Origin of the sequence: Flavobacterium panacagri (assembly GCF_030378165.1) — a bacterium.
In the GTDB taxonomy this organism is placed as follows: domain Bacteria; phylum Bacteroidota; class Bacteroidia; order Flavobacteriales; family Flavobacteriaceae; genus Flavobacterium; species Flavobacterium panacagri.
Genome location: NZ_CP119766.1, coordinates 2,074,553 through 2,098,445, shown reverse-complemented (window position 1 = coordinate 2,098,445; position 23,893 = coordinate 2,074,553). Strand labels below are relative to the sequence as shown.

The 23,893-nt window shown below is 32.7% G+C and carries 24 protein-coding genes; 13 read left to right on the top strand and 11 right to left on the bottom strand.

The annotated features are described in order from the left end of the window. The first annotated feature begins 369 nt into the window (after positions 1–369). The 3 genes from P2W65_RS09480 to P2W65_RS09470 all read left to right on the top strand — a co-directional run bounded on the left by P2W65_RS09480 (position 370) and on the right by P2W65_RS09470 (position 2,567). Positions 370–1,134: an alpha/beta fold hydrolase gene (locus P2W65_RS09480; protein ID WP_198854352.1), complete on the top strand. Its 765-nt coding sequence runs from the start codon at positions 370–372 to the stop codon at positions 1,132–1,134. Between the two features lie 43 nt (positions 1,135–1,177). Further along, complete coding sequence (gene yihA, locus P2W65_RS09475) at positions 1,178–1,810, top strand: ribosome biogenesis GTP-binding protein YihA/YsxC (protein ID WP_179001383.1); 633 nt, start codon at positions 1,178–1,180, stop codon at positions 1,808–1,810. 121 nt (positions 1,811–1,931) lie between these two features. Then, positions 1,932–2,567 carry a hypothetical protein gene (locus tag P2W65_RS09470; RefSeq protein WP_289665134.1) on the top strand — a complete coding sequence of 212 codons (636 nt, stop codon included), beginning with the start codon at positions 1,932–1,934 and terminating at the stop codon, positions 2,565–2,567. 905 nt (positions 2,568–3,472) lie between these two features. On the opposite strand, the gene gldC is transcribed toward P2W65_RS09470, so the two are convergent. Together gldC and gldB are read right to left on the bottom strand one after the other, a co-directional pair. Then, positions 3,473–3,808 (bottom strand): gliding motility protein GldC, encoded by a 336-nt coding sequence (gldC, locus tag P2W65_RS09465; protein ID WP_289665132.1) that lies wholly within the window; start codon positions 3,806–3,808, stop codon positions 3,473–3,475. Next, entirely contained in the window at positions 3,808–4,767 is a 960-nt protein-coding gene (gldB, locus tag P2W65_RS09460; protein WP_289665130.1) for a gliding motility lipoprotein GldB, read from the bottom strand. The genes gldC and gldB overlap by 1 nt, the downstream gene beginning before the upstream one ends. A 100-nt stretch (positions 4,768–4,867) precedes the next feature. Here gldB and nadE point away from each other — a divergent pair, with 100 nt between their 5' ends. Beyond that, positions 4,868–5,674 (top strand): NAD(+) synthase, encoded by an 807-nt coding sequence (gene nadE, locus P2W65_RS09455; protein ID WP_289665128.1) that lies wholly within the window; start codon positions 4,868–4,870, stop codon positions 5,672–5,674. A gap of 93 nt (positions 5,675–5,767) precedes the next feature. Then, complete coding sequence (locus P2W65_RS09450; protein ID WP_091492550.1) at positions 5,768–6,397, top strand: response regulator transcription factor; 630 nt, start codon at positions 5,768–5,770, stop codon at positions 6,395–6,397. A 92-nt stretch (positions 6,398–6,489) separates the two neighbouring features. Here the strand turns inward: P2W65_RS09450 and dnaG are convergent, their stop codons facing one another. The 5 genes from dnaG to P2W65_RS09425 all read right to left on the bottom strand — a co-directional run bounded on the left by dnaG (position 6,490) and on the right by P2W65_RS09425 (position 12,235). Next, positions 6,490–8,562 carry a DNA primase gene (gene dnaG, locus P2W65_RS09445; protein WP_289665125.1) on the bottom strand — a complete coding sequence of 691 codons (2,073 nt, stop codon included), beginning with the start codon at positions 8,560–8,562 and terminating at the stop codon, positions 6,490–6,492. A gap of 129 nt (positions 8,563–8,691) precedes the next feature. Further along, positions 8,692–9,720: a hypothetical protein gene (locus P2W65_RS09440; RefSeq protein WP_289665124.1), complete on the bottom strand. Its 1,029-nt coding sequence runs from the start codon at positions 9,718–9,720 to the stop codon at positions 8,692–8,694. Positions 9,721–9,805: 85 nt separating this feature from the next. Further along, the gene (locus P2W65_RS09435; protein WP_289665122.1) at positions 9,806–10,513 is read right to left on the bottom strand and encodes a hypothetical protein; all 708 of its coding nucleotides are present in this window, start codon (positions 10,511–10,513) and stop codon (positions 9,806–9,808) included. Next, positions 10,500–11,060 (bottom strand): RNA polymerase sigma factor, encoded by a 561-nt coding sequence (locus P2W65_RS09430; protein ID WP_091492544.1) that lies wholly within the window; start codon positions 11,058–11,060, stop codon positions 10,500–10,502. Before P2W65_RS09430 ends, P2W65_RS09435 begins: the two co-directional genes overlap by 14 nt. 197 nt (positions 11,061–11,257) lie before the next feature. Next, entirely contained in the window at positions 11,258–12,235 is a 978-nt protein-coding gene (locus P2W65_RS09425) for a polyprenyl synthetase family protein (RefSeq protein WP_289665119.1), read from the bottom strand. Positions 12,236–12,397: 162 nt separating this feature from the next. Here P2W65_RS09425 and P2W65_RS09420 point away from each other — a divergent pair, with 162 nt between their 5' ends. Continuing rightward, positions 12,398–13,270 carry a hypothetical protein gene (locus P2W65_RS09420; protein ID WP_289665118.1) on the top strand — a complete coding sequence of 291 codons (873 nt, stop codon included), beginning with the start codon at positions 12,398–12,400 and terminating at the stop codon, positions 13,268–13,270. Positions 13,271–13,411: 141 nt separating this feature from the next. Here the strand turns inward: P2W65_RS09420 and rlmN are convergent, their stop codons facing one another. Continuing rightward, positions 13,412–14,458 carry a dual-specificity RNA methyltransferase RlmN gene (gene rlmN, locus P2W65_RS09415; protein ID WP_289665116.1) on the bottom strand — a complete coding sequence of 349 codons (1,047 nt, stop codon included), beginning with the start codon at positions 14,456–14,458 and terminating at the stop codon, positions 13,412–13,414. Positions 14,459–14,791: 333 nt separating this feature from the next. On the opposite strand from rlmN, the gene P2W65_RS09410 reads away from it, so the two are divergent. The 7 genes from P2W65_RS09410 (at position 14,792) to P2W65_RS09380 (ending at position 20,436) form a co-directional block, all read left to right on the top strand. Next, a complete protein-coding gene (locus tag P2W65_RS09410; RefSeq protein WP_289665115.1) occupies positions 14,792–15,352 on the top strand; it encodes a YceI family protein in 561 nt (186 codons plus the stop codon). Positions 15,353–15,658: 306 nt separating this feature from the next. Next, on the top strand, positions 15,659–16,228 hold the full coding sequence (locus P2W65_RS09405; RefSeq protein WP_246611344.1) for a YceI family protein: 570 nt from the start codon (positions 15,659–15,661) through the stop codon (positions 16,226–16,228). 5 nt (positions 16,229–16,233) lie between these two features. After that, positions 16,234–17,685 carry a hypothetical protein gene (locus P2W65_RS09400; protein WP_289665113.1) on the top strand — a complete coding sequence of 484 codons (1,452 nt, stop codon included), beginning with the start codon at positions 16,234–16,236 and terminating at the stop codon, positions 17,683–17,685. 10 nt (positions 17,686–17,695) lie between these two features. Next, a complete protein-coding gene (locus tag P2W65_RS09395) occupies positions 17,696–18,247 on the top strand; it encodes a YceI family protein (RefSeq protein WP_289665111.1) in 552 nt (183 codons plus the stop codon). Between the two features lie 179 nt (positions 18,248–18,426). Continuing rightward, positions 18,427–18,792 (top strand): hypothetical protein, encoded by a 366-nt coding sequence (locus P2W65_RS09390; RefSeq protein WP_289665110.1) that lies wholly within the window; start codon positions 18,427–18,429, stop codon positions 18,790–18,792. Between the two features lie 117 nt (positions 18,793–18,909). Then, positions 18,910–19,551 carry an O-methyltransferase gene (locus P2W65_RS09385; protein WP_289665109.1) on the top strand — a complete coding sequence of 214 codons (642 nt, stop codon included), beginning with the start codon at positions 18,910–18,912 and terminating at the stop codon, positions 19,549–19,551. A gap of 162 nt (positions 19,552–19,713) precedes the next feature. Then, positions 19,714–20,436: a phytanoyl-CoA dioxygenase family protein gene (locus P2W65_RS09380; protein ID WP_289665107.1), complete on the top strand. Its 723-nt coding sequence runs from the start codon at positions 19,714–19,716 to the stop codon at positions 20,434–20,436. 120 nt (positions 20,437–20,556) lie between these two features. Here the strand turns inward: P2W65_RS09380 and P2W65_RS09375 are convergent, their stop codons facing one another. The 3 genes from P2W65_RS09375 to P2W65_RS09365 form a co-directional block, all read right to left on the bottom strand. Then, positions 20,557–21,120, bottom strand: coding sequence for a phosphatase PAP2 family protein (locus tag P2W65_RS09375; RefSeq protein ID WP_289665106.1), 564 nt, complete (start codon positions 21,118–21,120; stop codon positions 20,557–20,559). After that, positions 21,120–21,467 carry a Sec-independent protein translocase subunit TatA/TatB gene (locus P2W65_RS09370; RefSeq protein ID WP_179001416.1) on the bottom strand — a complete coding sequence of 116 codons (348 nt, stop codon included), beginning with the start codon at positions 21,465–21,467 and terminating at the stop codon, positions 21,120–21,122. Before P2W65_RS09370 ends, P2W65_RS09375 begins: the two co-directional genes overlap by 1 nt. A 152-nt stretch (positions 21,468–21,619) precedes the next feature. Next, complete coding sequence (locus tag P2W65_RS09365) at positions 21,620–23,863, bottom strand: M1 family metallopeptidase (RefSeq protein ID WP_289665104.1); 2,244 nt, start codon at positions 23,861–23,863, stop codon at positions 21,620–21,622. Positions 23,864–23,893: the final 30 nt, after the last annotated feature.

Sequence of the window (23,893 nt, the reverse complement as noted above, 5' to 3'; positions counted from 1 at the left end):
TATAACATGTTATACAGCAAAAATATAAAAAATTTTACCACATTTTACCACTTTATACCACTTTGTTAATAAGTTTAACCACTTTGCTACCACTTCTGTTAATCAACAATCAATCAATACCTTAACTATTAATTAACAGATTCACAGATCCATTATTCATTCAAAAAAATAATGCGCTAATTTTCTTAAAAATTTGATTATTATGCAGTTTTCTTAACATTTAGATAATTTACCAAACACCCCATTAATTACTGATTTTTAGTTATTTAGAAATTCTACTGAAATTATCTAGTTAAAAAATGGCAGCAAAAATTCATTTTTATTTATTTAACCCTATATTTGTCGAAATTGAAATTGGCATTAGATTAGATGGACAAACACTACAAAAAAGAAGGCAAATACAGCTATTTTGAAGCTGGAGAAGGTACACCTATCGTTATTCTTCACGGGTTAATGGGAGGCCTAAGTAACTTTGATGGTGTAGCACAATATTTCCCAACAAAAGGATATAAAGTTGTTATCCCAGATTTGCCAATATACACACAAAGCATTTTAAAAACGAACGTAAAAAGTTTTGCCAAGTACGTTAAAGATTTTATCACTTTTAAAGGTTTTGACAAAGTAATTCTCTTAGGAAATTCCCTTGGAGGACATATTGCTTTGTATCACACAAAATTATATCCTGAAAAAGTTGCTGGACTTGTAATTACCGGAAGTTCTGGACTTTACGAAAGTGCAATGGGAGACAGTTATCCAAGAAGAGGCGATTACGAATACATCAAAACAAAGGCTGAAGCTGTATTTTACGATCCAAAAATTGCAACTCCCGATTTGATTGATGAAGTATATGCGACGGCTAACGACCGAATCAAATTAATCAAAACTTTAACCATTGCAAAGAGTGCCATTCGCCATAACATGGCTAAAGATTTGCCTAAAATGGATGTTGAAACTTGCATTATTTGGGGTCGAAATGACTCTGTAACTCCTCCAAATGTAGCAGAAGAATTTGATAAATTATTACCAAATTCAACTTTATACTGGATTGACAAATGCGGACATGCCGCAATGATGGAACACCCTCAGGAATTTAATGAAATTCTTGAAAAATGGCTTACTGAAAAGAATTTATAAGCCATTACTATTTACTTTTTAGGAGGTTTTAAAACGAAGAAACATGAAAATTAACACCGCCGAATTTATTGTCAGCAATTCTGATGCCTCAAAATGTCCAAAGGATTTTTTGCCGGAATATGCTTTTATAGGAAGATCAAACGTAGGTAAGTCATCGTTAATAAACATGCTTACCAACAATAAAAACTTAGCTAAAACATCTGGAAAACCAGGAAAAACACAATTAATAAATCACTTTAAAATCAATAATAATTGGTTTTTGGTCGATTTGCCTGGCTACGGTTATGCTAAAGTTTCAAAGAAAACAAAATCAATTTTCCAGCAATTTATTACAGATTATTTTGAAAACAGGGAACAGTTAGTATGTGCTTTTGTTTTAATTGACATTCGCCACGAAGCTCAAAAAATAGACATTGAATTTATGTCGTATATGGGCGAAAGTGAGATTCCGTTCTGTATTATTTTTACTAAAGCAGATAAAATCAGTAAAACAAAAATTGACTCTCATATTGCGGCTTATAAAAAACAAATGTTTGCAAACAATTGGGCCGAAATGCCACAATATTTTGTAACCTCATCTACCGAATCAATTGGAAAAGAAGACCTTTTATCTTATATTGATGAAGTAAATCAAGAGGTTTTTAAAAACAACAGTGGTTTTTTAAATTCGAATTAAGAGAATAATTCCAAACATAAAATTTCTAAATTCCAATCGTACTGATTGGAATTTTTATTTTAGAGAAAAATCTTAAAGAATTGTTTTTTAAGTTATATTTGACTCCAATCAAATCTAACCAATGAACAACTTAAAATCAATTTGTTTTGCTTTTTGCACTTCCTTCTTATTATTCTCTTCTTGCCAATCTTCGCATTATATGTTCACAACTGGACAAAGAACCGGAGTTGATTTTTCTTCTGGAAAATGGCTTTTAAATGAATTAGACTGCCCAAAAAACTCAAAAGAAAAATTGACTGAGGAATCCTTAAAATTCTTCAAAAAAAGTGTAGGCGATCGAGTAACTTATATTCATGATGCAAAAGGATTACTTATACCTCGAAAAATTCCTTTAAATCCTAACAGCATAAAATTAAAAGAGTTAAAAGACGGAACAGGTTTTGATTTCTTCATCAACATTTCGACTAAAAAAGACAGAAGCGATTTATCTTCTATTGAACTTTATCAAACCGAATATGGTTCAGAGAAAAACGAAGCCTCGGTAACTTTGGAAATATACGATTTGAATTTACAGCAAATAATCTATTCTCAAAAAGTTGTAGGGATAACCAATAAAGGCAACACAAAATCAATGTGGGAAACTGAAAAATCGAGTAAACTCATAGACAATGTAACGCTTTACAAAAACTCAAATGCCTTAATGACTGGCGCTTTAAAACGTATTTTTAAAGATTTAAACAAAAGATCTGTAAAATAGCATTTTAAAAATATTCAATAAATAAAATCTAAATATAGAATTTGGATTTTTATTTATCATAATCTTTTATTTAAAGCTTTCCATTCTTTAAATATCAAGAACTGATATAAAATGTAAAACAGAGAATTAAAAAACCAGAAATCAAGTAAAAAAGGCTCTGTAAAAATTACCGAATCTGTATTACCGCTTAAAAAAATGGTCGAACTACTGACTAAGTAAATTATCAACCCATTGGTAAAATACAAATAATCAGCCTTAAAATTTTTGAAATTCTGAATCAAATAAATTATGGCATACAGAACCAACACTACTGAAGTAGTCCCAATTTCAAACAAATTAAATTCCCAATAAAGAACAGGTGTCCTATAATATTGTATTGCCAATAAAGACAAAACCAGTGCTAAAACAAAAAGTATTGCTTTTTTCAAAATCCGATTAGAAAACAACCCTCGGAAAAATATGCTTAAGAAAATAAATTGAAAAATAAAATAATAGTGCGAGAGGAAAAAATTAGATCCAGGAGCATAAAATCCAATAATATTACACAACAATTCATTTATAAATAAGCAAATCAAATATACCATTAGTATATAATAATGAGCATCTTTGTTTTTTCGTGTCTTATAAAAAGAAACTGCATTTATCAATAAAAAAAACAACCCGACAAGACTTACAAGAAAAGGAAATAACATACTATAAAATTTACTTCACGAAAATAACTTATTAAATAAATCCTTTCTAAAATTTAAAATTAAATCTGTTCAAATACCTTAATTAAGTTCTCATATCAAATAAAAAACTGAAAATTCTGACCTGATTATTACCAAAATAAACAATAAAAAAAATCCAAATTCCAGCTTTAAAGTTTGGAATTTGGATTTTTAAATTTGATTTTTTTTGTTTGCTTACTGTTTTGTTAATTCCAGTTTCTCTGCAAAGTAATCACAGAAATCTTTCATAGTGTCAGACATTTTTTCGTCGTCTGTTGCACGTTTAAAAGTATCTGACATCGCTACTAAAGTCTGATGAAAGAAAATCTTCATTTCGTCTACCGGCATATCTTTTGTCCATAAATCGATACGCATCGTTTCTTTTGCTTTGCTGTCCCAGATTGACAGCATAATTGCTTTTGCTTCTTCAGCTTTTACACCTCCATCTTGTGCGCTCCAAGTTAATTTTTCTGGAACACGGTTTTCGTCTAATTCTATATTGAATTTAATCTCTGAGTTTATATTTGCCATTATTTCTTAGGTTTATATTTTGATTTTTCGAAGATTTCTTTCGGCTCGATTTTAAATAACTCTGCCAAAGAAACATCACTATTGTTTTTCATATAAGAACGCACCATCTGCCATCCAATCCATGCACCAACACGGCCAGGAGAATCATTATCAATTTCTAAAAAGAATTTAGAAAAAGGCGCAGGAGCTATAAATCTTGATGTCAGTTTCTGATCATCACTGTAAAGCATTTCATTTTCTATAAAATATCGCCACATGTAGGCTTCATTTTCTTCGCACCATTTAATTTGTTCTGGTGTGTATCCCATTTTTTCTGCATCGGTATAATTTGGTAGAAGCAAATCTTTCGCATAAAGCTGTTTTCCTTCAAAAATCATTTGCGAAACCAAACTTTTGTCTACTGAATTTAAAATGTTTCGGTAAGAAAAACTAGAAACCACATCTGGCATAATCTGTTTTTCTTCAAAATTCTGTTTTAAATAATTCGGGAACTCATAAAACTTATGCTCTTTTCCCAAATACAATTCCAAAGCTACAACTACTAGGCTGTCTGCATAAATTGCCTTAGCGTTATAATCCATTTCTCCAATAACGGTAATCACTTTTGGAATTTTAGTTTTTGGAAAATAATATTTTACGTGCTGAAAAAGAGCATTGAATTCCTCTCTTACAGGTTCAAAGTTACCGTACTTTTTTTGCACTTCATCATACACTTCCCTCCAAATTGGTTCTTGCATTTTTTGCAGCCAAACATTATCATCATTCCCTGCCGGAAAGAAAAAAGGATATTGTTTTTTAATCTTTGCCAGATCTTCAGGTTTGGTTTCAAAAAACACCTTATCAAAACGTTCCACCTTAACATCTACAGGAATTTCTTCTACTTCTTTTTCAACCTTAGATTTTTGGTCGCAAGACAAAAAAAACAGGCATAGAACCACTGCAAAGCGATATAATTTCATTTTATTTTAATTAGATTTGTGTTACCAGAATTTTAAGCGACTATAGACTTAAAAATAATTCTGCAAATATACATCCCTGTACTTTAAAACTTAAACTATTATGGCTAAAAAAAGCACAATTCAGACAGAAAAAGTAAATACGCATATTGTAGAGTGGCTAAAAGATTATGCTGCTAATGCGAAAGTAAACGGTTTTGTAATTGGAATCTCGGGAGGTGTAGATTCTGCTGTAACCTCAACTTTATGCGCACAGACTGGACTGAAAGTTTTGTGTGTAGAAATGCCAATTCATCAGGCAGAAAGCCAAGTAAACAGAGCAAAAGAACATATTGAACAACTAAAAAAACGTTTCCCAAATGTTTCTGAAGTACAAACGGATTTAACTGCGGTTTTTGAATCTTTTAAAAGTGCCGTTCCAAAAACAGATGAGGAGGCAAAAGTAAGTTTAGCGCTAGCCAACACAAGAGCACGTCTAAGAATGACTTCTTTATACTATTTAGCAGGTCTTCATGGTTTATTGGTCGCTGGAACAGGAAATAAAGTAGAAGATTTTGGCGTAGGTTTTTATACTAAATATGGAGATGGAGGTGTCGATTTAAGTCCAATTGCCGATTTAATGAAATCTGACGTATATGCTTTAGGAGAATTTTTAGAAATTCCGCAATCCATTTTAACAGCAGCACCTACAGATGGCTTATTTGGAGATAACCGCACCGATGAAGACCAATTGGGAGCAAGTTACGATGAATTAGAATGGGCAATGTTAGCCGCAGAGTCAGGAAATACGGTAGCTGACTTTGATGGGAGAGAAAAATCTGTCTTTGAAATCTATAAAAGATTAAACACCAATAACAAGCATAAAATGGATCCAATTCCAGTCTGCATTATACCAAAAACGTTAAAATAATTTTTTTTAACATTTGTCAGCTATAAACTACAGAATTTATTTATTAATTTTACAGTTCCAAAAACATGAACAATTCTAAAAAAGGTAAAAATTATGATTAAAGTATGTCTAGCAGACAATCATCCTGTGACGCACTTTGGCGTTAAGTCTTATTTCAAAGACCACGATCAAATTTCAATTGTTGCCAACGTAGGCAATTTTTCAATGGTTAGAGATATCCTTCAAACGAAGGAAATCGACATTCTAATCTTAGATTTAGAACTAGAAGGTCTTTCTAGTATCTTCGAAATCAAATCGATTTTGAAAAATTTCCCAAAAACAAAAATTGTTATTTTCAGTGATCTTGCTGAGCAAATGTACGCTCCAAACGCAATTAAAGCAGGAGTTTCCGGGTATGTACACAAAACAGAAAAACTAGAAACTCTAGGACATTCTATTATTAAAGTACAAGAAGGAAAAATCATCATCAACGAAACAGTACGCAAAAACATGGCCCTTATTGCGAAACAAAGCAAAAGCGAGCGTCTGTACAGAAAACTTTCTAATCGCGAGATTGAAGTTTTACGTTACTTAAGTGATGGAAAGAAAAACAATGAAATCTCTAAAATCTTAAATCTGAACGAAAAAACGATCAGTACTTACAAACTAAGATTATTGACTAAATTAAATGTTACTAATTTAGTTGACTTAGTAAATAAAGCTAAGACTTTAGAAATTATCTAAATTTAAATCGAAAAGCTTAGTTTTAAGTTTTTTCAAACATTTATAAAACTCTATCTATTTTGATCCCTCAAAAAGATAGAGTTTTTTCCTTTTTAGTGGTAAGGCACCACAACACGTCCAAGCTTTTTAGAAAAATTATTCAGCAATTTAGAATAATCTATAACCATACTCAAAATTTCTGAATTATCTTCTTGCGGGTTGGTTAAAAGAGAATTCTTTAATTCTGCAATAATTGCAGACACCAAATACCATCGCATAGCAAATATCGTCTCAGAAACATTCTGCTCAATCGTTTCACTTTTTTGTTTCGGAAAAATATTCTGTCCCTCCCAATTATGAATAGTCAGCCTTTCGTCTTCCATTAAAATATTGGTTACTTCCTGAGCAAATTCAGGCTCCAAGTGCATCAAATATTTATCTAAACTAAAGCTCTCATTCTGATTATAAAAATCAATGAGGTTGGTGTAAATATTTTGAAATAAAACATTCGACAACTGTATCTCATCTTCTTGAAGACTTAAATATATTTTTTCGAATACTTTATATTGTCTTTTTTCCGAAACTTCCTTTACATTTCCTTCTTCATCTGCTTTCAAGAAAACATCTTCAAAATCTTCTACTACACTTCCGTACAAAAGCAAAACTTCAATGACTTTCCTTTCGAAACCATATAAAATATCAACTTTTTGATTTTGTTCTTGCGGGTAATATCCGGGATCTCCTGGGTAATCGTAACCTTCTGGCGGTCCTGTTCGCGGATCATCCGGATCTCCTCCTGAAAACGTACCTGCATTTGGAGGCTGGTTTCTATGAACTTCAAAAGGTTTTTGTTCTTGTTTTTGCTTTTTGTTTGCTTCCGCAAGATCTTTTTGAATCAGCTGCGCTAACGTGCTTACTAAAACCTGCTCCGAAATATCCATAATTCGGGCACATTCCTGAATGTAAACTTCACGCTGGATACGGTCTGGTATTTTAGAAATACTCGTTACCATATCACGAATCAAATCGGCTTTTTTGATGGGATCATTTTTAGCTTCATTCATCAAGATAGAAGCTTTAAACTGTATAAAGTCTTTGCTATTTTCTTCTAAATAAGAAACTAAATCATCATGAGAATTTTTTCGGGCAAAACTATCTGGATCTTCTCCGTCAGGAAAAGAGCAGACTCTTACATTCATTCCTTCTTCCAGAATCAAATCGATTCCTCGAATAGATGCTCTTAAACCTGCCGCATCTCCATCAAAAAGAACGGTTATATTTCTGGTCAAACGATTCACTAAACGAATTTGATCCGGCGTTAAAGCCGTTCCAGACGAAGCCACAACATTTTCAATTCCAGCTTGATTAAACTGAATTACGTCGGTGTAACCTTCAACCAAATAGCAGTTATTTTGTTTCGCAATAGATTGCTTGGCATGAAATATTCCGTAAAGCACTTTACTTTTATGGTAAATATCACTTTCAGGCGAGTTTAAATATTTGGCTGCTTTTTTATCATTGGTTAAAATACGTCCTCCAAAACCTAAAACACGCCCTGACATACTTTGAATAGGGAACATTACGCGTCCTTTAAATCGGTCAAACGGACGGTCTTCTCTGGCAATAGTCAAACCTGTACTTTCTAAGAATTCCAATTTATATCCTTTTCCTAGGGCTTCTTTCGTCAAAGCATCCCAAGTTTCTGGAGAATATCCTAAATTGAATTTTTTGATCGTTTCGTTTGTAAATCCTCTTTCTTTAAAATAAGAATATCCAATCGCTTTTCCTTCTTCACTATTTAAGAGTACGTCGTGAAAATATTTAGCCGCAAATTCAGAAACCAAATACATACTTTCGCGAACATCTGTCATCGCTTTTTCTGCATCTGTCTGTTCGGTTTCTTCGATTTCTATATTGTATTTTCGGGCTAAATATCGAATGGCTTCCGGATAAGTAAATTGTGAATGTTCCATTAAGAATTTAACGGAATTCCCTCCTTTTCCAGTACTAAAATCCTTCCAAATTCCTTTTGCAGGCGAAACCATAAAGGAAGGAGAGCGCTCATCTGAGAATGGACTCAATCCTTTGAAATTACTTCCTGCGCGTTTTAAATTCACAAAATCGCCGATAACCTCCTCTACTCGAGCAGTTTCAAAAACAGAATCAATGGTGGCTTGTGAAATCAAAGTGTATTAAAATTTAAAAGTTGAGAGCTTGCAAAAATACGCAAATCCTACTGGAATTTCGATGCTTTTTTAAAACAAAAAAGCATCTCGATAGGAGATACTTTTTTCACTAACTAAACGACCAATTCTTTAGTTTAAATCTACTCGAAGCCCCAACGATATGTTATTCTCTTTGACTAGATTATTCTGAAATAATGGATTTAAATCGTATTTAAAATATAAACTTAATTCCCTATAACCGATATACGAACTCAGACCGTAAATAAAATTATTTACATTGTAATCGCCTTTTATAGTCGTTTTATATTTCAAATCTTCCTCTTCAAACTTTAAAATCTGTTTCGATTTTACATTAATTCCCGCATAACCTCCAACTCCGAAACGGAAACTTTTATGGGTTTTAAAATATTTTGCACCATCCTTTTCTGTTGGTCGAGTAAAATCGAATTCCAAATGAACCGGCGCAACCAAATACACATTCCTAAAACGAGATTCTCTCAAATCAACAGTATTTTCCACCAAATTGGTCTGATCTCCGTCTACTACAAAAGAGCGATTATTTGTTGGGCGAATATTGTTGTACATTAAAGAAAGACCATATTTAGCATGAAGCAGGTTGTCATTTTTCATTAATCTTGAATTATAGGTAAAACCCCATTCGTAGAAATGCGATCCAATAAATTTATAATTTGAATCTTGAAGTTTTCCGTCGGCAAGTGTACTATTTAATCCCATTGCGAAAACAAATTGAGAAGTCGTTCTTTTTTCACCGCGAATCGAATCTTTGTCATGTTTATAAGATTTCCAGCGAATCATGTATACCTTAGCGGAATCTTCCTTTATTTTTCCGTCTACTTTTTTCTGAACCAAATCGTTTAATTCATTTTGAGCCAATGTAATTTTCTCTTCCATAATTACAGCTCTTGCTTCTGCTAATTCTTTTTTACGTTTTTCAGCCTGCTCCTGCGTAATTTTTCCTTCAGATAATTGAACGTTTACGGCTTCAATCTCTTCTTTTAAGGCTTCTTTTTCTTCTTTTGTAATCTTCTCGATTTTATGGGCAATTCTTTTCGTTTCTGACTCAAAGGTTTCCTGTCCTATTACTTTACTCACCAAAAGGAAGAAGAAAAGAATTAAATAAATGGTAAAATTTCTCATGATTGATTGATTTTTTTTAATGATTGATTAGTGTGATTGATGATTTTATTTAATTGTAAATTATAAGTGGAAAATTGCTAACACCTTATTCTTGCTTATTTCTATTTGATAAAGCGACTTTTACCTCTTGCAGGTTTTTGTTTACTTTAGTAATTACTTTTTCTCTAAAAGAAAGTTCCAATTCGCCATCTACCTGATTCAATAGATCGTTGGCATTGATCTTAATTTTAGCTTTTTTAACGCCACTTTGAGCTAAAGCTTTATCCTCTGCATTCTGCAATAATTGGTCAACATTTTCCTTTTTAGGAGCTTCTGGAATTACGGTTTGATTATTTACTGATTGTTTTTCTTGATTGTTTTTGATGATGATTGAAGACTCCGCTATTTGATTTGATTCATTTTTAATATTTTTATTTGAAATTTGATTACTTACTTTTTCTTTTTTATTTAAAATTTCTCCCGATTTCTTTTCAGAAATAGCAACTTCTTTTTTTACAGAATCTGAAGCATTTAAAACAGGTTCTGCAACCGATTCTTTTTCGATTTCTTTTTCTACAACAACTGTTTTTGGCGTAATAACTTCGTTTTTATTTTGATTGAAAAAAATTGTTCCAACCAATAAAAATCCAATAAAACTTGCGGCTATATACAGCCATTTTCTATTTTTCTTTGGTTTATTTTCTTCTTTAACACTCAACATGGCATCCAATCGATCCCAGGCTTTATTGCTTGGTTCAATTCTACGTTCGTTTAGCTTTTCACGGAAATCCTTTTCAAAATTATTCGGTTCCATTATCTTGTTTTTTTAAAATAGTAATTTGTGTTTGCAGCATTTTTCTAGCGTGCGATAATTGCGATTTTGATGTTCCTTCATTAATTCCTAACATCTTGGCAATTTCATTATGTTTATAACCTTCAATAGCGTATAAATTAAAAACCATTTTGTACCCATCCGGCAAGGCATCAATCAAATACTGAATCTGTTCTACAGTAAATTGGCTGTCAATTTCATTAAAGCTTTCTTCAACAAAAAATTCATCTTCGGCAAATTTTACTTTTTTCTGAACTCGTAAATAAGAAATACATTCGTTAACCATAATTCGGCGGATCCAGCCTTCAAAACTTCCTTTGTGTTCGAAGTTTTTTAAATTCGTAAACACTTTCATGAAAGCCGTTATCATTACATCTTCTGCTAATTGAATGTCCTTTATATATTGACGACAGACACTTAACATTTTTGAAGAATATTTACCATAAATCTGCTGTTGTGCCTGACGATTGTTCTCGACAGCCAGCTTTATGATTTTGGTTTCTTCTTGATGTAACGAAATAATTTTCATTAATAAGCTTTTGGTTTTGGTTTTAGAAACAGACTTCTATTAGCATAGACGATTGTCGATTTGAAATGGTTGCATGAGGTTTGAAAAATTTCAATAAAAAAATTCCAAATACCAACATACATAAAACAAACAATTGATTTACAACAAAGTAAACCAATTATCTAATTGACAATTTTCTAATTATTTAATTGTAGGAATTATTTTTTTCTTTCAATAACGTAGTTCACCATCAAAGTCAAAGCGTCTTTATATTCAGAATCTTCGAAGTTTTGAAGTAATGCAAGAGCTTCCTGCTGGAATTGCACCATTTTGTTTTCGGCGTAAGCCAAACCATTATTATTTTTTACAAAGGCAATGACTTCTTTAACGCGTTTTTTGTCTTTGTTGTGGTTTTTGATGGAGTTGATCAACCACTTTTTTTCTTGTGGAGTACAAGTATTTAAAACATGAATTAAAGGCAAAGTCATTTTTTGCTCTTTAATATCAATTCCGGTTGGTTTTCCGATGGCTTCTTCACTGTAATCAAATAAATCGTCTTTGATTTGAAATGCCATTCCGATCAATTCACCGAATTTGCGCATGTTTTCTACCTGAATATCATCTTCGATTACGGCTTTCGCGCCAAGAGCACAACAAGCTGCAATAAGCGTTGCGGTTTTCTTTCTGATGATTTCGTAGTAAACGTCTTCGGTAATATCTAGTCTTCTTGCTTTTTCTATTTGAAGTAATTCTCCTTCGCTCATTTCACGAACAGCAACCGAAATGATTCTTAACAAATCAAAATCGCCATTATCAATAGAAAGCAATAAACCTTTAGATAATAAATAATCTCCAACCAAAACAGCAATCTTGTTTTTCCAAAGTGCATTGATGGAGAAAAATCCACGACGGCGATTACTATCGTCCACCACATCATCGTGTACTAAAGTTGCGGTATGAATTAATTCGATAACCGAAGCTCCGCGATAGGTTCTTTCGTTTACAGTTCCTCCAGAAACCATTTTTGCAGTAAGAAAAACAAACATCGGACGCATTTGTTTTCCCTTGCGGTTTACTATATAATAGGTAATTCGGTTTAGTAAGGCAACCTTCGAAGTCATCGATTCATGGAACTTCTTTTCAAAAAGTTCCATCTCGTTAAAAATAGGCTGCTTTATTTGAGACGTAATATTCATTTAGATTCCAAATATACTATTTTAAATAAAAATACGTTGTGTATTTTAGGTTAGGATTTAAAAAAAATTACGCCTTAATCTAAAAACAACCACCAAGAATAGCTCTAACTAATACTGATTTGAATTCATTAATTTAAAAGAAGAACCCAAAACTATTTATTTATGAAAACAAAATTTTTATTACTTAGCACTTGTATTACGATGTCTTTTTTTATCAGCTGTAGTTCTGATGAAAAAACAAATGATGGATCGGCAAAAACGATTACGAATGACGAAATTATCGCCAACTCTAAAATCGATGCCACTGTAGAGGATGTTACCAATATTGCCGAAGATCAATTTACTTCGCAGCTCAATATAAATGCAAAATATAGCGGGCCTAAAAAGAATTTCCTTCCAAGCTGTGCTACTATAACAACCGTTTTAACCAATAATACTTGGACAAAAACAGTAGATTTCGGCGTAGAAGGCTGTACTCTAAATAACGGAAATACGGTAAAAGGAAAAATGATTGTTTCTTTTTCTAGCGACTTTAGTTCTTCGACTCAAACTATTAGTTACACTTTTGAAGGTTTTTATCATAATGGAAAAAAACTTCAAGGAAGCAAAAGCATTGTCCGTACAATCAAAGAAACCGATCTGCTGGTTACGGCTCATCCTGTTTCTACAGCTTCGATAGATTTAACCGTTACTTTTGATGATGGAGGTGTTTATACTAGAAAAGGAACTTTGGTTAAAGAAATGACTTCCGGCTATGATACCTGGTACGATTGGGATGATAATGTTTTTATGGTTACTGGAAGTGGTTCTACAACTTTTCCTAACGGAGATACATACTCAGCTGAAATTACAACTCCTTTACAATTCAATGCTTCTTGCAGAAAATCTTTTGCAGTAAAAGGAATTGTTTCTATTACTAATTCTATTACTAAAAATAGTGCTTCGGCAACTATAGATTACGGAAACGGAGATTGTGACTCTCTTGCAACAGTAACCAAAGATGGGGTTACAGAAGAAATTGATTTGAAAAAATAGAATCCTTTTTGCCCAAAAAAAGCATTAAAAACGAGGCTTACGCCTTGCTTTTAATGCTTTTTTTTTGATATTCCAAATATGTGAACGGACATATTTTTCTACCGATGAGATACTCCTAGCGGAGTATATTCTGGCGAATATTTATTCTGCTTCTTTGTTGGCTAGTTGTCCGCAGGCAGCGTCGATGTCTTTTCCTCGGCTTCTTCTTACTTTAACCACCACTCCAATATTTTCTAATGCTTTTATGTAGGCCATAATAGCTTCTTCTGAAGCTTGCTGGAATTCTCCCTCATCAATTGGATTGTATTCAATTAGATTCACTTTGCATGGAACATATTTACAGAATTTCACTAAAGCGTCAACCGAAGCTTTATCGTCGTTGATTCCTTTCCAAACTACATATTCGTATGAAATTTTACTTTTGGTTTTTCTGTACCAGTATTCTAAAGCTTCTCGCAAATCTTTTAAAGGAAAATTTTTACTGAATGGCATAATTCTCGCACGAGTTTCATCTATAGCCGAATGTAATGAAACGGCCAATTTGAACTTTACATCATCATCTGCCATTTTTTTGATCATTTTCGGAATTCCGGAAGTCGAAACCATAATTCTTTTTGGAGACATTCCTAAACCTTCTTCTGAAGTAATCATATCAATTGCTTTAATGACATTATTGTAATTCATTAAAGGCTCTCCCATTCCCATAAAAACAATATTCGAAAGCGGATGATTGTAATACAAACGGCTTTCTTTATCAATAGCCAAAACTTGATCGTAGATTTCGCCTGGCTCTAGATTTCGCATTCTTTTTAATCTTGCTGTTGCACAGAAATTACAATCCAAACTGCACCCAACCTGACTTGAAACACAAGCAGTAGTTCTGGTATCTGTCGGAATTAAAACCGATTCCACTACAAGTCCGTCATGAAGTCTTACGGCATTTTTTACAGTTCCGTCACTACTCTTCTGCATGGTATCAACCTTAATATGATTGATTACAAAATTATTCTCCAGCATAGACCTTGTAGTCTTGGCTACATTAGTCATATCTTCAAAACTGTGAGCTCCTTTACTCCACAACCATTCATAAACCTGATTTCCACGAAACGCTTTATCTCCATTTTCAACGAAAAAATCGCGAAGCTGGTCTTTTGATAAGGCGCGTATGTCTTTTTTCTCCATTTGCATGCTGCAAAGTTAATCACTTTTAGCATTTTTCTTTGCTTTTTAATCATATTCTTAAAATCTACTTCAAAAAAGACGAATCATTAAAGCTTTCGCAAAAAACACACAACTCCATAAAAGACAAATATTTACAACCGAAATTATTCTTCATAAATCCTACCTATATATATAACCTCAACAATTCATTCTTTACAATAAAGATTTAATAAAACTTTTGTCATGATTTTTATCATTCCGTTTGTTTTATGTCAGTCCTAATTTTGACCCAAGAAATAAGGTTAGTTCTCAACCACTTCATTGAACTCTCCTGATTAAAATTAACCTAACATAATCAAGATGAAAACAATTAAATCAATCCTATTAACGGTACTATTCACAACAGCTACTTTACAAATAAATGCACAAAGAACTTATAATGTAAATGCGAACTCCACTTTTGAAGTTGCAGGAACTTCAACCGTACACGATTGGGTAATGAAATCTTCAGAAGGAACAGGAACGGCAAACTTAACTATCAAAGATTCTAAACTAACTGGAATAAACAGCTTGAGCATTTCATTATTAGCCGAAAGCTTAAAAAGCTACAAAGCCAGTATGGATAAAGTGGCTTATGAAGCTTTAGACACAGAAAATCATCAAAACATTGAATACGTTTTAAAATCTGCTGCTAAAATTGACGATACCACTTGGAATCTAACAGGAGTTTATACGATTGCTGGCGTAAGCAGAGAGTTTGTCACACAAGTAAGAGTAACCTATAATAATGGAATTTTCACTTTACAAGGCTCAAACCAGATCACTTTCGCCGATTTTGAAATGGCTCCTCCAAAAGCAGCTCTTGGTGTTGTAAAAGCTGGAAAGGATTTAACGGTAATATTCAACATCATTTTAAGCTAATGAAATGACTTTTGAGTGTTAAAAATCCCTCAAATTGTTTTTAGAACTCTTACTTCTAAAATCTTAAAAATTCATAATTCAACAAAATTCTACGTTCTTTTTTGCCTTAGTGATCGATTTCGTAAAAAATGAAAACGTTGTAGTTATTAAATACCTATTTAATAAAATTTTAACAATGATTTTTATCATGTATTTCTCTGATTTATAGGGGGATCTTTGATACAAGTTAAAACAACATTCTTAGTACTAAATAGAAACTGGCCGACTTATTAACTTATTTTTTTACAATAAAAAAACATGACTAACATGAAAACAAGTACAATAAAATTTTTCGCATTAGTAACAGCTTTCTTCGGAATTACATCAATTGTTACCGCACAAAAATCATACAATTTAGACAGCAAATCTACTTTCTCTGTTGCAGGAACTTCAACACTTCATGACTGGGAAATGAAATCGGCTTCTGGAACAGGAACTGCATCCTTAAATATCGCTAACGGAAAATTAACTGATATCGATGCATTAGCCATAACGCTTCCAGCAGAAACCGTAAAAAGCGAGAAAAAAAGCATGGATAAAGTAGCTTACGAAACTTTAAAAACAGACAAAAACAAAAACATTAAATATGTTCTAAAATCTGCTGAAAAAGTAAATGAAACTACTTGGGAACTAACTGGAACTTATACTATCGCCGGAGTCAGCAAAGTGTACAAAACAACTGCAAAAACAACTGTTACAAAAGACGGTTTGAATCTGCAGGGATCTAATAAAATCACTTTCACAGATTTCGGAATGAAATCGCCAACTGCAATGTTGGGAACTATTAAAACAGGTCAAGACCTAACCATAAAATTTAATTTAAACTTTAATCTATAGCCGCCATGAAGAAGATTTATATCCTATTTATTACATTAATAAGTACGTTTGCTGTTAATGCACAAGTTAGCTTTGGAAACATGCAAAACCAAATCTCTAGAGGGAAAGACGGTATCAATGTTTTCGATGTACAAAAAGACACTAGAGAATTTAAAGACCTTAGCATTGATCTTGGTGGTGCTTTCAACATGGATTTCCAGGCAACAAATTCATTCAACGACCAACCTGCCAGCATTACGACTACGACCACTACAGCTACTGGAACTACGACTAGATCAATTACAGGATATCGCTTAATGAATACTGAGAACAATTTTACTCTTCCTGCTGCTGATATGTATATTGGTGCTCAATTGTTTGACGGAGTGAGAGTAAACTTAGACATTTATTTAGCTTCAAGACACCACAATGATTCTTATGTAAAAGGTGGATACTTACAAATTGACAAACTAGATTTCATCAAAAAAGACTTCTTGGCTGATTTCATGAAATACGCTACAATTAAAATTGGACAAATGGAGAACAATTTTGGTGATGCTCACTTCAGAGGTTCTGATAATGGTAATACCATCCGAAATGCATTTGTTGGAAACAATATTATGTACTCTTTCACTACAGAAATGGGTATGGAAGTTTACTACAACAGAAATGGATTGGTAAGTATGTTAGGTGTTACCAATGGTAATTTAAATCAAAGTAATGAAGAAGTTTTTTACACTGCCGGGCCAAACACTAATACAACACACAGCCCATCAATCTTAGCTAAATTAGGTTATGACAAACAGCTTAATGAAGATTTAAGAGTAAGGTTAACGGGGTCTCTTTATCATAATGCAAATCTTGGAAACGCAAACATATATTCTGCTAATAGATCAGGGTTTGGTTATTGGGGTATCTTGAATAATAACCCTTATAAAAACACCATTACTAAGACAGATGCTAGTGGTACTGTTATTTCTACCACTACTACTGATGTGGCTACTACTTTTAGTAAAACATCTACTCCAGAGGCAACGTTCAACCCTAATTTCAAAAACTGGGCTACTACGTACATGATTAACCCTTTTGTGAAATATAAAGGACTTGAATTCTTCGGAACAATCGAATTAGCTTCAGGAGGAGATAAAGCGGGTACTGATGACAAACGTACTGCTAATCAATATGCTTCAGAGCTTATTTACAGATTTGGAAATACTGAGCAATTCTATATCGGAGGAAAATACAATACCGTATCTGGAAAATTATCTAATGCAGATGCTAAAAAGGTTACCGTAGATAAATTTGAAGCAAGTGCTGGTTGGTTCATGACTAAGAACATTCTAGCTAAATTAAACTACGTGAATCAAAAATATAAAGATTATTCACAATTTACCGGAGATCCTGCTACAGGAAATCTAAACAACTTTTACGGTGGTAAATTTGAAGGTTTAGTATTCGAAGCAACCATTGCGTTCTAATATAAAAAAAATGAAAACAAGATTTCAAATATTAATTATGGGTTTAGTACTATTCTTTTTACTAGGAAGTGCTAAACCCACTTTTTTCCCAGAAGATAGCGCTGTGGTAATTAATAAAATTAAAATAGAAATCACAGGACTATCTACAGTTGGCAAATACAATTGCTCTAATACCTTTACTGTAAAGGATACGGTTTATGTAAACTGTCTTAAAAATAATACGTTCAATACTGAAATTAAAATGACAGACTTTGATTGTGGCAACAAAATCATGACCAAAGATTTACAGGGAACTGTCAAAGTAAAAAAATTTCCAAACAGTACGGTTTCGATTTCAGACATTAAACCAAGCGGTAAAAATTACAAATGCAGACTTAACTTTTACATTACAGACAAAACTTTAAAATACAAAGATTTCATTCTATATAATACAGATGACAAAATTCAGGGAACATTGAGTTTAAAATTCTCTGATATCGAATTAGAACCACCAGTAAAAATGGCTGGTTTAATCAAAGTAAAAGACGATATTGTAATCAATTTTAGTTTATACAAAAAATAACTTTTTTCTTCATAAAAAAATTAAATAGCGAACAGACAAAAATTAAAAATTTGGCACAGGAATTGTTTTGCTCTCAAAAGAAAAATAATCTTACAAAGAGCTCAATCATTTTAAAATTTGTATTTTTATTTTTCAGCCATATAACCTTTAAGTTTTATCAACCTAAAAAAAATGTAATTATGAAAAAACAAATTTTAAGTTTAGCTGTTGTTGCTTTATTAGCGTTTGCTGTTCAATCATGCGAGAAAAAAGAACCTAAACCAGCCGAAGATGAATTAACTCTTGGAAACAAAGTAGATTCTCTAACCACAGACATCAAAGAAGTAAAAGACAGCGCTGTAAGCAAAGCCGAAAGTGCAGCCACTAAAGCCAAAGACGCAACAGAAACTGCCGCTCAAGATGTAAAAAACGCAACTAAAAAAGCTGCAGAAGATGTAAAAGACGCCACTAAAAAAGGGGCTGAAAAAGTAGAAAATGCTGCTAAAGCTGCCAAAGACGGAACTGTAAAAACAGCTAAAGAAGTAAACGACGCTTTGAAAAAATAACCAAATTAAAAAAGCTAATAAACAGAAACCATTCGCTACAACGGATGGTTTTTTTATGCACAATAGTTCGTTACTATTTTTTGTATTTTTGCTTTTCAAATTACAAGATACTACAACATGCATTTTATATCACAAGAATTAGAAGACTACATCGAACAGCATTCTGAAAACGAACCAGAATTGTTAGCCAAACTCAATAAAGAAACATACCAAAAAATACTTTTACCAAGAATGTTGAGTGGCCATTTCCAAGGACGCGTACTAAGTATGTTATCAAAATTAATTCGCCCTGTAAATATTTTGGAGATAGGGACTTATACGGGTTATGCGGCGTTGTGTTTATGCGAAGGAATGCAGGAAAATGGACAATTACATACTATTGATATTAAAGAAGAATTGGTTGATTTTCAGAGAAAGTATTTTGACGCATCACCTTGGGGAAAACAAATTTTTCAGCATTTAGGCGAAGCGGTAAATATTATTCCAGATTTGAATGTAAAATTTGATTTGGTTTTTATTGATGCTGACAAAGAAAATTACTTGAATTACTGGGAAATGATTGTTCCAAAAATGAATAAAGGCGGTATTATTTTGTCTGATAATGTTTTATGGAGCGGCAAAATTCTAGAACCAGTTCATCCAAATGATGTTAGTACAAAAGTACTTTTGGAATACAATCAGCTTTTGAAAGATGATCCTAGAGTCGAGACGGTTTTATTGCCAATTCGTGATGGGTTGACGGTGAGTAGGGTTTTATAAAAACAGAAAAATGACTTGCCTCCAGCTTTAGCTGGAGGAACAAAATTTAGATGCCAAGGCTTTAGCCAAATTAAATACTTTCTAATTTGGCTAAAGCCTTTTCCTTTCAATATTACTTTACCCCCAGCTAAAGCTGGAGGCAATTCAAAAACTTTTTTAAAGATGAATTACAGCACCGAAATAAACTCTGAAGGTTTTTCAATTATAAATAATGTTTTTACTGAAAATGAGATTGAAAATTTGATTTCGTTAATTGAAAAAGCAACCCAAAACGATTCTGAAAATGCTACTTTCAGAAAATCGCAAGATTTATTTGCTATCAGGCAATTTCATAAAGAAGTTCCTGAGACTTTAGATTTTATTTTTAATGAAAATTTAAAAGAAATTATCAAGTCAAATTTTGGAAAGGGATATTTCATAACCAAATCAATTTATTTTGATAAACCTGAAAAATCAAACTGGTTTGTGGCTTATCACCAAGATTTGACTATTTCAGTTGACAAAAAAATTGAAGTTAAGAATTTTGAAAATTGGACTTTAAAACAAAATCAATTTGCGGTTCAGCCACCATTAGAAATTTTAGAAAATAATTTTACCATCAGAATTCACATTGATAAAACCACAAAAGATAATGGCGCTCTGAAAGTCATTAATAATTCACATTCAAAAGGAATAACTCGAATTGAGAATCTAGATTTTGAAAATGAAAAAGAAACCATCTGTGAAGTTGATAAAGGCGGCATTATGATCATGAAACCCTTATTGTTTCATGCTTCAAACAAAACTACAAATAATGAACGCAGAAGAGTTATTCATATTGAATTCAGCAAACAACAACTTCCTGATGGATTAGAATGGAGCGAAAAAACAATTTTTCAAAATTAATCTCATAAAAAAAACCTCCAGTCAAAACTGGAGGCTATTTATTATAATGTCTCTACAGAAAACCATTCTAAAAAAACTTAGAATCTGAGCAACTCAGAACCTTAGCATCTTAAAAAAAAACTATCCTGGAAAATATTGTGGTTTAAGCTTTTTGTAAACTAAATAGATTAAGAAACCGAAAACAGCTCCAAAGAAATATCCTGCTAGAATATCACCCGGATAATGCAATCCTAAATAAATACGGCTGTAAGCAAAAATTAACGGCCATAAGAACAAGAATCCTAAATATTTGAAGTAACGTTTTAAAACCAAAAATAAGAATGTTGCAACAGCCATCGTATTAGCTGCGTGTCCAGAGAAAAAGCTAAAAGATTTTCTAACTTGTACTATACGAATAACTGAAGCTAAATCTGGTTCATTACATGGGCGCAAACGCTTAAAAGTATGTTTAAACAAATTACAAGTCTGATCTGTAAATAAGATCAGAATAGCTATAAAAAGCAATAAATACAAGGTTTGTTTTCCTCCTATTTTTTTATAAATAAGATAGAATAGAAATAAGAAAAATGGCGTCCAATACAACTGATTGGTAATGATCAACCAAAGTTTATCGTAAGTTTCAGAACCTAATCCATTAAGAAATATTAAAAGATCTTTGTCTAATTCCTGTATTTTTTCAAGCATTATCGTTGGCGTTTAATAGGTCCGGAAAGAGAATCAATATCTTCTTTTACTTTGTCAATTTCAGTCGCTGTATCTCCCAACAAGTTTCCTGTATCTCCAAGAAGATTTGATTTTGCATTGTTGATTTCTGCATTGATATTTCCAGTGATATCATTCAAAGATTTAGAATCAAGACCGTTAGCCTCGGCTCCTTTTTGAATTTCGCTTTTAATATCATTAGTTGCATTTTTTAACTGAGCCATAGCTTTACCCATTGTACGAGCGATTTCCGGCACTTTATCTGAACCAAAAAGCATTAGTACTATAAACAGTATAAAAACTAACTCTCCTCCTCCTATACCAAACATAACTTTTATTTTTGTTTCGCAAAGATATTAAATTTTGCAGCTCAGAGTTTTAAAATTAACTTAAAAAGTCCTTTAAAATTCATTTCTTAAAAAGAAAAAAGTTCATCAAGCTTTCCAGCCTAATGAACTTTTTAATATTGTTTTATTTCTTTTTAATCAAATTTTGACTTAGTCTCTACTTTTGGCCAAGAGTTATTGGTTACATCGATATCTGCTGTTAACAATTTTGGATCGATTTGAATGCTCTTGATTGCTTTAGTTGTAGCGTATACTTTTTTAGCTGTTTCATTACTTTTTCTCCAAATTTGTGCTGGATATTGGTAATTATCTTTAGAACCGTCTTCGTATGTAATCTCAACTAAAATTGGCATAATCATTCCGCCTGGTTTATTAAATTCTACCTCATAGAAATATTTAGGCGATTTGATGCTTGCTTTTTCTTCAGCTGTAAAAGTCTGATCTACATAATCTGCTAAAGGTTTGAAATCTTCAATTTTTAAAGCTTTTTTCTTAGATTGATTTACCTCTGCATTATCTCCTGCAACTAAGTAAACAAAAGGCCCTTTTTCATAACCAAAACGTCCTTTTCTCACTTTTACATCTTTAAGATCTGCTGTTGGAGTGTCTGAAACGTAATATTGTTTTACATCTTTAATTCCGATATCTACAAAATCAGTTGAATAGAACCATCCTCTCCAAAACCAGTCTAAGTCTACTGCAGAAGCATCTTCCATTGTTCTAAAAAAATCTTCTGGTGTCGGATGTTTGAATTTCCATCTGTTTGCATACGTTTTAAAAGCATAATCAAACAATTCTCTTCCCATAACCACTTCTCTCAAAATATTAAGACCTGTAGCTGGTTTTCCGTATGCGTTATTTCCAAATTGGTGAATTGTTTCAGAATTAGACATAATTGGCTCTAAGAACTTTTGATCACCGCTCATATAAGGAACAATATTTTTTGCTGGCCCTCTTCTTGATGGGAAATTGGGATCTAATTCTTGTTCCGCTAAATATTCCAAGAATGAATTTAACCCTTCATCCATCCAAGTCCATTGACGCTCATCTGAGTTTACAATCATTGGAAAGAAAGTATGTCCTACTTCGTGGATAATAACTCCAATCATTCCGTTTTTAACTTCTCTGCTGGTTACGCCATTTTCGTCTGGACGACCATAATTCCAGCAAATCATTGGATATTCCATTCCTTGATCTTCAGCCGAAACTGAAACCGCTTTTGGATAAGGATAATCAAACGTATGAGAAGAATAGCTTTTTAAAGTATGCGCTACAACCATTGTTGAAGTTTCTCCCCAAAGTGGATTAGATTCTTTTGGATAAACAGATTCTGCCATTACAGTTCTGTTTCCAATTTTCACTGCCATTGCATCGTAAATGAATTTTCTTGAAGAAGCAATTCCGAAATCACGAACATTTTTAGCACTGAATTTCCAAGTTTTTTTCTTTTCAGAAAAACCTTTTTCAGCCGCTTCTGCTTCAGCTTGAGTTACAATAACCACTGGTTTATCAAATGATTTTTGAGCTTCCTCGTAACGTTTAACCTGCTCAGCAGTGAATACTTCATTTCTATTCACTAATTCTCCTGTAGCATCAATTACGTGATCTGCAGGAACGGTAATATTTACATCAAAGTTTCCGAAAGGAAGAGCAAACTCTCCACTTCCCCAAAACTGCATATTCTGCCAGCCTTCAACATCATTATAAACTGCCATTCTTGGATAAAACTGAGCAATAACATATAGTTTGTTGCCATCTTTTTCAAATAGTTCATATCCAGAACGTCCGCCTTCTTTTCTGTAATTATTGATATTGTACCACCATTTTATAGAAAAAGAAATTTTTTCACCAGGTTTTAATGGAGAAGCCAAGTTGATACGCATCATCGTTTCGTTGATTGTATAAGACATTGGATTTCCTTTAGCATCTTTTACCTGCTCAATATTAAAACCACGCTCCAAATCTTTTTTCAAATATTTAGAAGAAAAACCTTCAAGTGGCAAAACCTGATTGATTTTTTCGCCTTCAGCCAATGAAGTTTGTCCATTTGCCCTTGCTTGATTTTGATCCAACTGAATCCAAAGATATTCTAAACTATCTGGTGAATTATTAGAATACGTAATTACTTCAGATCCTGTTAATTTAGAATTTTTATCATCTAATTCAACATCGATTTTATAATCTGCCTGTTGTTGATAATATGCTGGCCCTGGAGCTCCAGAAGCAGTACGAAACATATTTGGAGTCGCCAGCAAATCATACATTTGACTGAACTTATTTGTATCGTATTTACCCTGCTGTCTTGTAGGTGTGGTTGTTGCTTTTTCCTGCGCAATCAACATTGCTGGAAAAAGCAATAATAATGAAATTTTTTTCATAAAAATCGAATGGTAATTTATCAGGGTGTG

What these genes read in the sequence shown, in the direction of transcription:
- P2W65_RS09365 (WP_289665104.1), bottom strand. Translation starts at nt 23,863, where the DNA reads ATGAAAAAAATTTCATTATTATTGCTTTTTCCAGCAATGTTGATTGCG.
- yihA (WP_179001383.1), top strand. Translation starts at nt 1,178, where the DNA reads ATGAAAATTAACACCGCCGAATTTATTGTCAGCAATTCTGATGCCTCA.
- gldC (WP_289665132.1), bottom strand. Translation starts at nt 3,808, where the DNA reads ATGGCAAATATAAACTCAGAGATTAAATTCAATATAGAATTAGACGAA.
- P2W65_RS09420 (WP_289665118.1), top strand. Translation starts at nt 12,398, where the DNA reads ATGAAAACAAAATTTTTATTACTTAGCACTTGTATTACGATGTCTTTT.
- rlmN (WP_289665116.1), bottom strand. Translation starts at nt 14,458, where the DNA reads ATGCAAATGGAGAAAAAAGACATACGCGCCTTATCAAAAGACCAGCTT.
- gldB (WP_289665130.1), bottom strand. Translation starts at nt 4,767, where the DNA reads ATGAAATTATATCGCTTTGCAGTGGTTCTATGCCTGTTTTTTTTGTCT.
- P2W65_RS09440 (WP_289665124.1), bottom strand. Translation starts at nt 9,720, where the DNA reads ATGAGAAATTTTACCATTTATTTAATTCTTTTCTTCTTCCTTTTGGTG.
- P2W65_RS09370 (WP_179001416.1), bottom strand. Translation starts at nt 21,467, where the DNA reads ATGTTTGGTATAGGAGGAGGAGAGTTAGTTTTTATACTGTTTATAGTA.
- P2W65_RS09425 (WP_289665119.1), bottom strand. Translation starts at nt 12,235, where the DNA reads ATGAATATTACGTCTCAAATAAAGCAGCCTATTTTTAACGAGATGGAA.
- P2W65_RS09410 (WP_289665115.1), top strand. Translation starts at nt 14,792, where the DNA reads ATGAAAACAATTAAATCAATCCTATTAACGGTACTATTCACAACAGCT.
- P2W65_RS09395 (WP_289665111.1), top strand. Translation starts at nt 17,696, where the DNA reads ATGAAAACAAGATTTCAAATATTAATTATGGGTTTAGTACTATTCTTT.
- P2W65_RS09430 (WP_091492544.1), bottom strand. Translation starts at nt 11,060, where the DNA reads ATGAAAATTATTTCGTTACATCAAGAAGAAACCAAAATCATAAAGCTG.
- P2W65_RS09390 (WP_289665110.1), top strand. Translation starts at nt 18,427, where the DNA reads ATGAAAAAACAAATTTTAAGTTTAGCTGTTGTTGCTTTATTAGCGTTT.
- P2W65_RS09470 (WP_289665134.1), top strand. Translation starts at nt 1,932, where the DNA reads ATGAACAACTTAAAATCAATTTGTTTTGCTTTTTGCACTTCCTTCTTA.
- nadE (WP_289665128.1), top strand. Translation starts at nt 4,868, where the DNA reads ATGGCTAAAAAAAGCACAATTCAGACAGAAAAAGTAAATACGCATATT.
- P2W65_RS09385 (WP_289665109.1), top strand. Translation starts at nt 18,910, where the DNA reads ATGCATTTTATATCACAAGAATTAGAAGACTACATCGAACAGCATTCT.
- P2W65_RS09450 (WP_091492550.1), top strand. Translation starts at nt 5,768, where the DNA reads ATGATTAAAGTATGTCTAGCAGACAATCATCCTGTGACGCACTTTGGC.
- P2W65_RS09480 (WP_198854352.1), top strand. Translation starts at nt 370, where the DNA reads ATGGACAAACACTACAAAAAAGAAGGCAAATACAGCTATTTTGAAGCT.
- P2W65_RS09380 (WP_289665107.1), top strand. Translation starts at nt 19,714, where the DNA reads ATGAATTACAGCACCGAAATAAACTCTGAAGGTTTTTCAATTATAAAT.
- P2W65_RS09435 (WP_289665122.1), bottom strand. Translation starts at nt 10,513, where the DNA reads ATGGAACCGAATAATTTTGAAAAGGATTTCCGTGAAAAGCTAAACGAA.
- P2W65_RS09400 (WP_289665113.1), top strand. Translation starts at nt 16,234, where the DNA reads ATGAAGAAGATTTATATCCTATTTATTACATTAATAAGTACGTTTGCT.
- P2W65_RS09405 (WP_246611344.1), top strand. Translation starts at nt 15,659, where the DNA reads ATGAAAACAAGTACAATAAAATTTTTCGCATTAGTAACAGCTTTCTTC.
- P2W65_RS09375 (WP_289665106.1), bottom strand. Translation starts at nt 21,120, where the DNA reads ATGCTTGAAAAAATACAGGAATTAGACAAAGATCTTTTAATATTTCTT.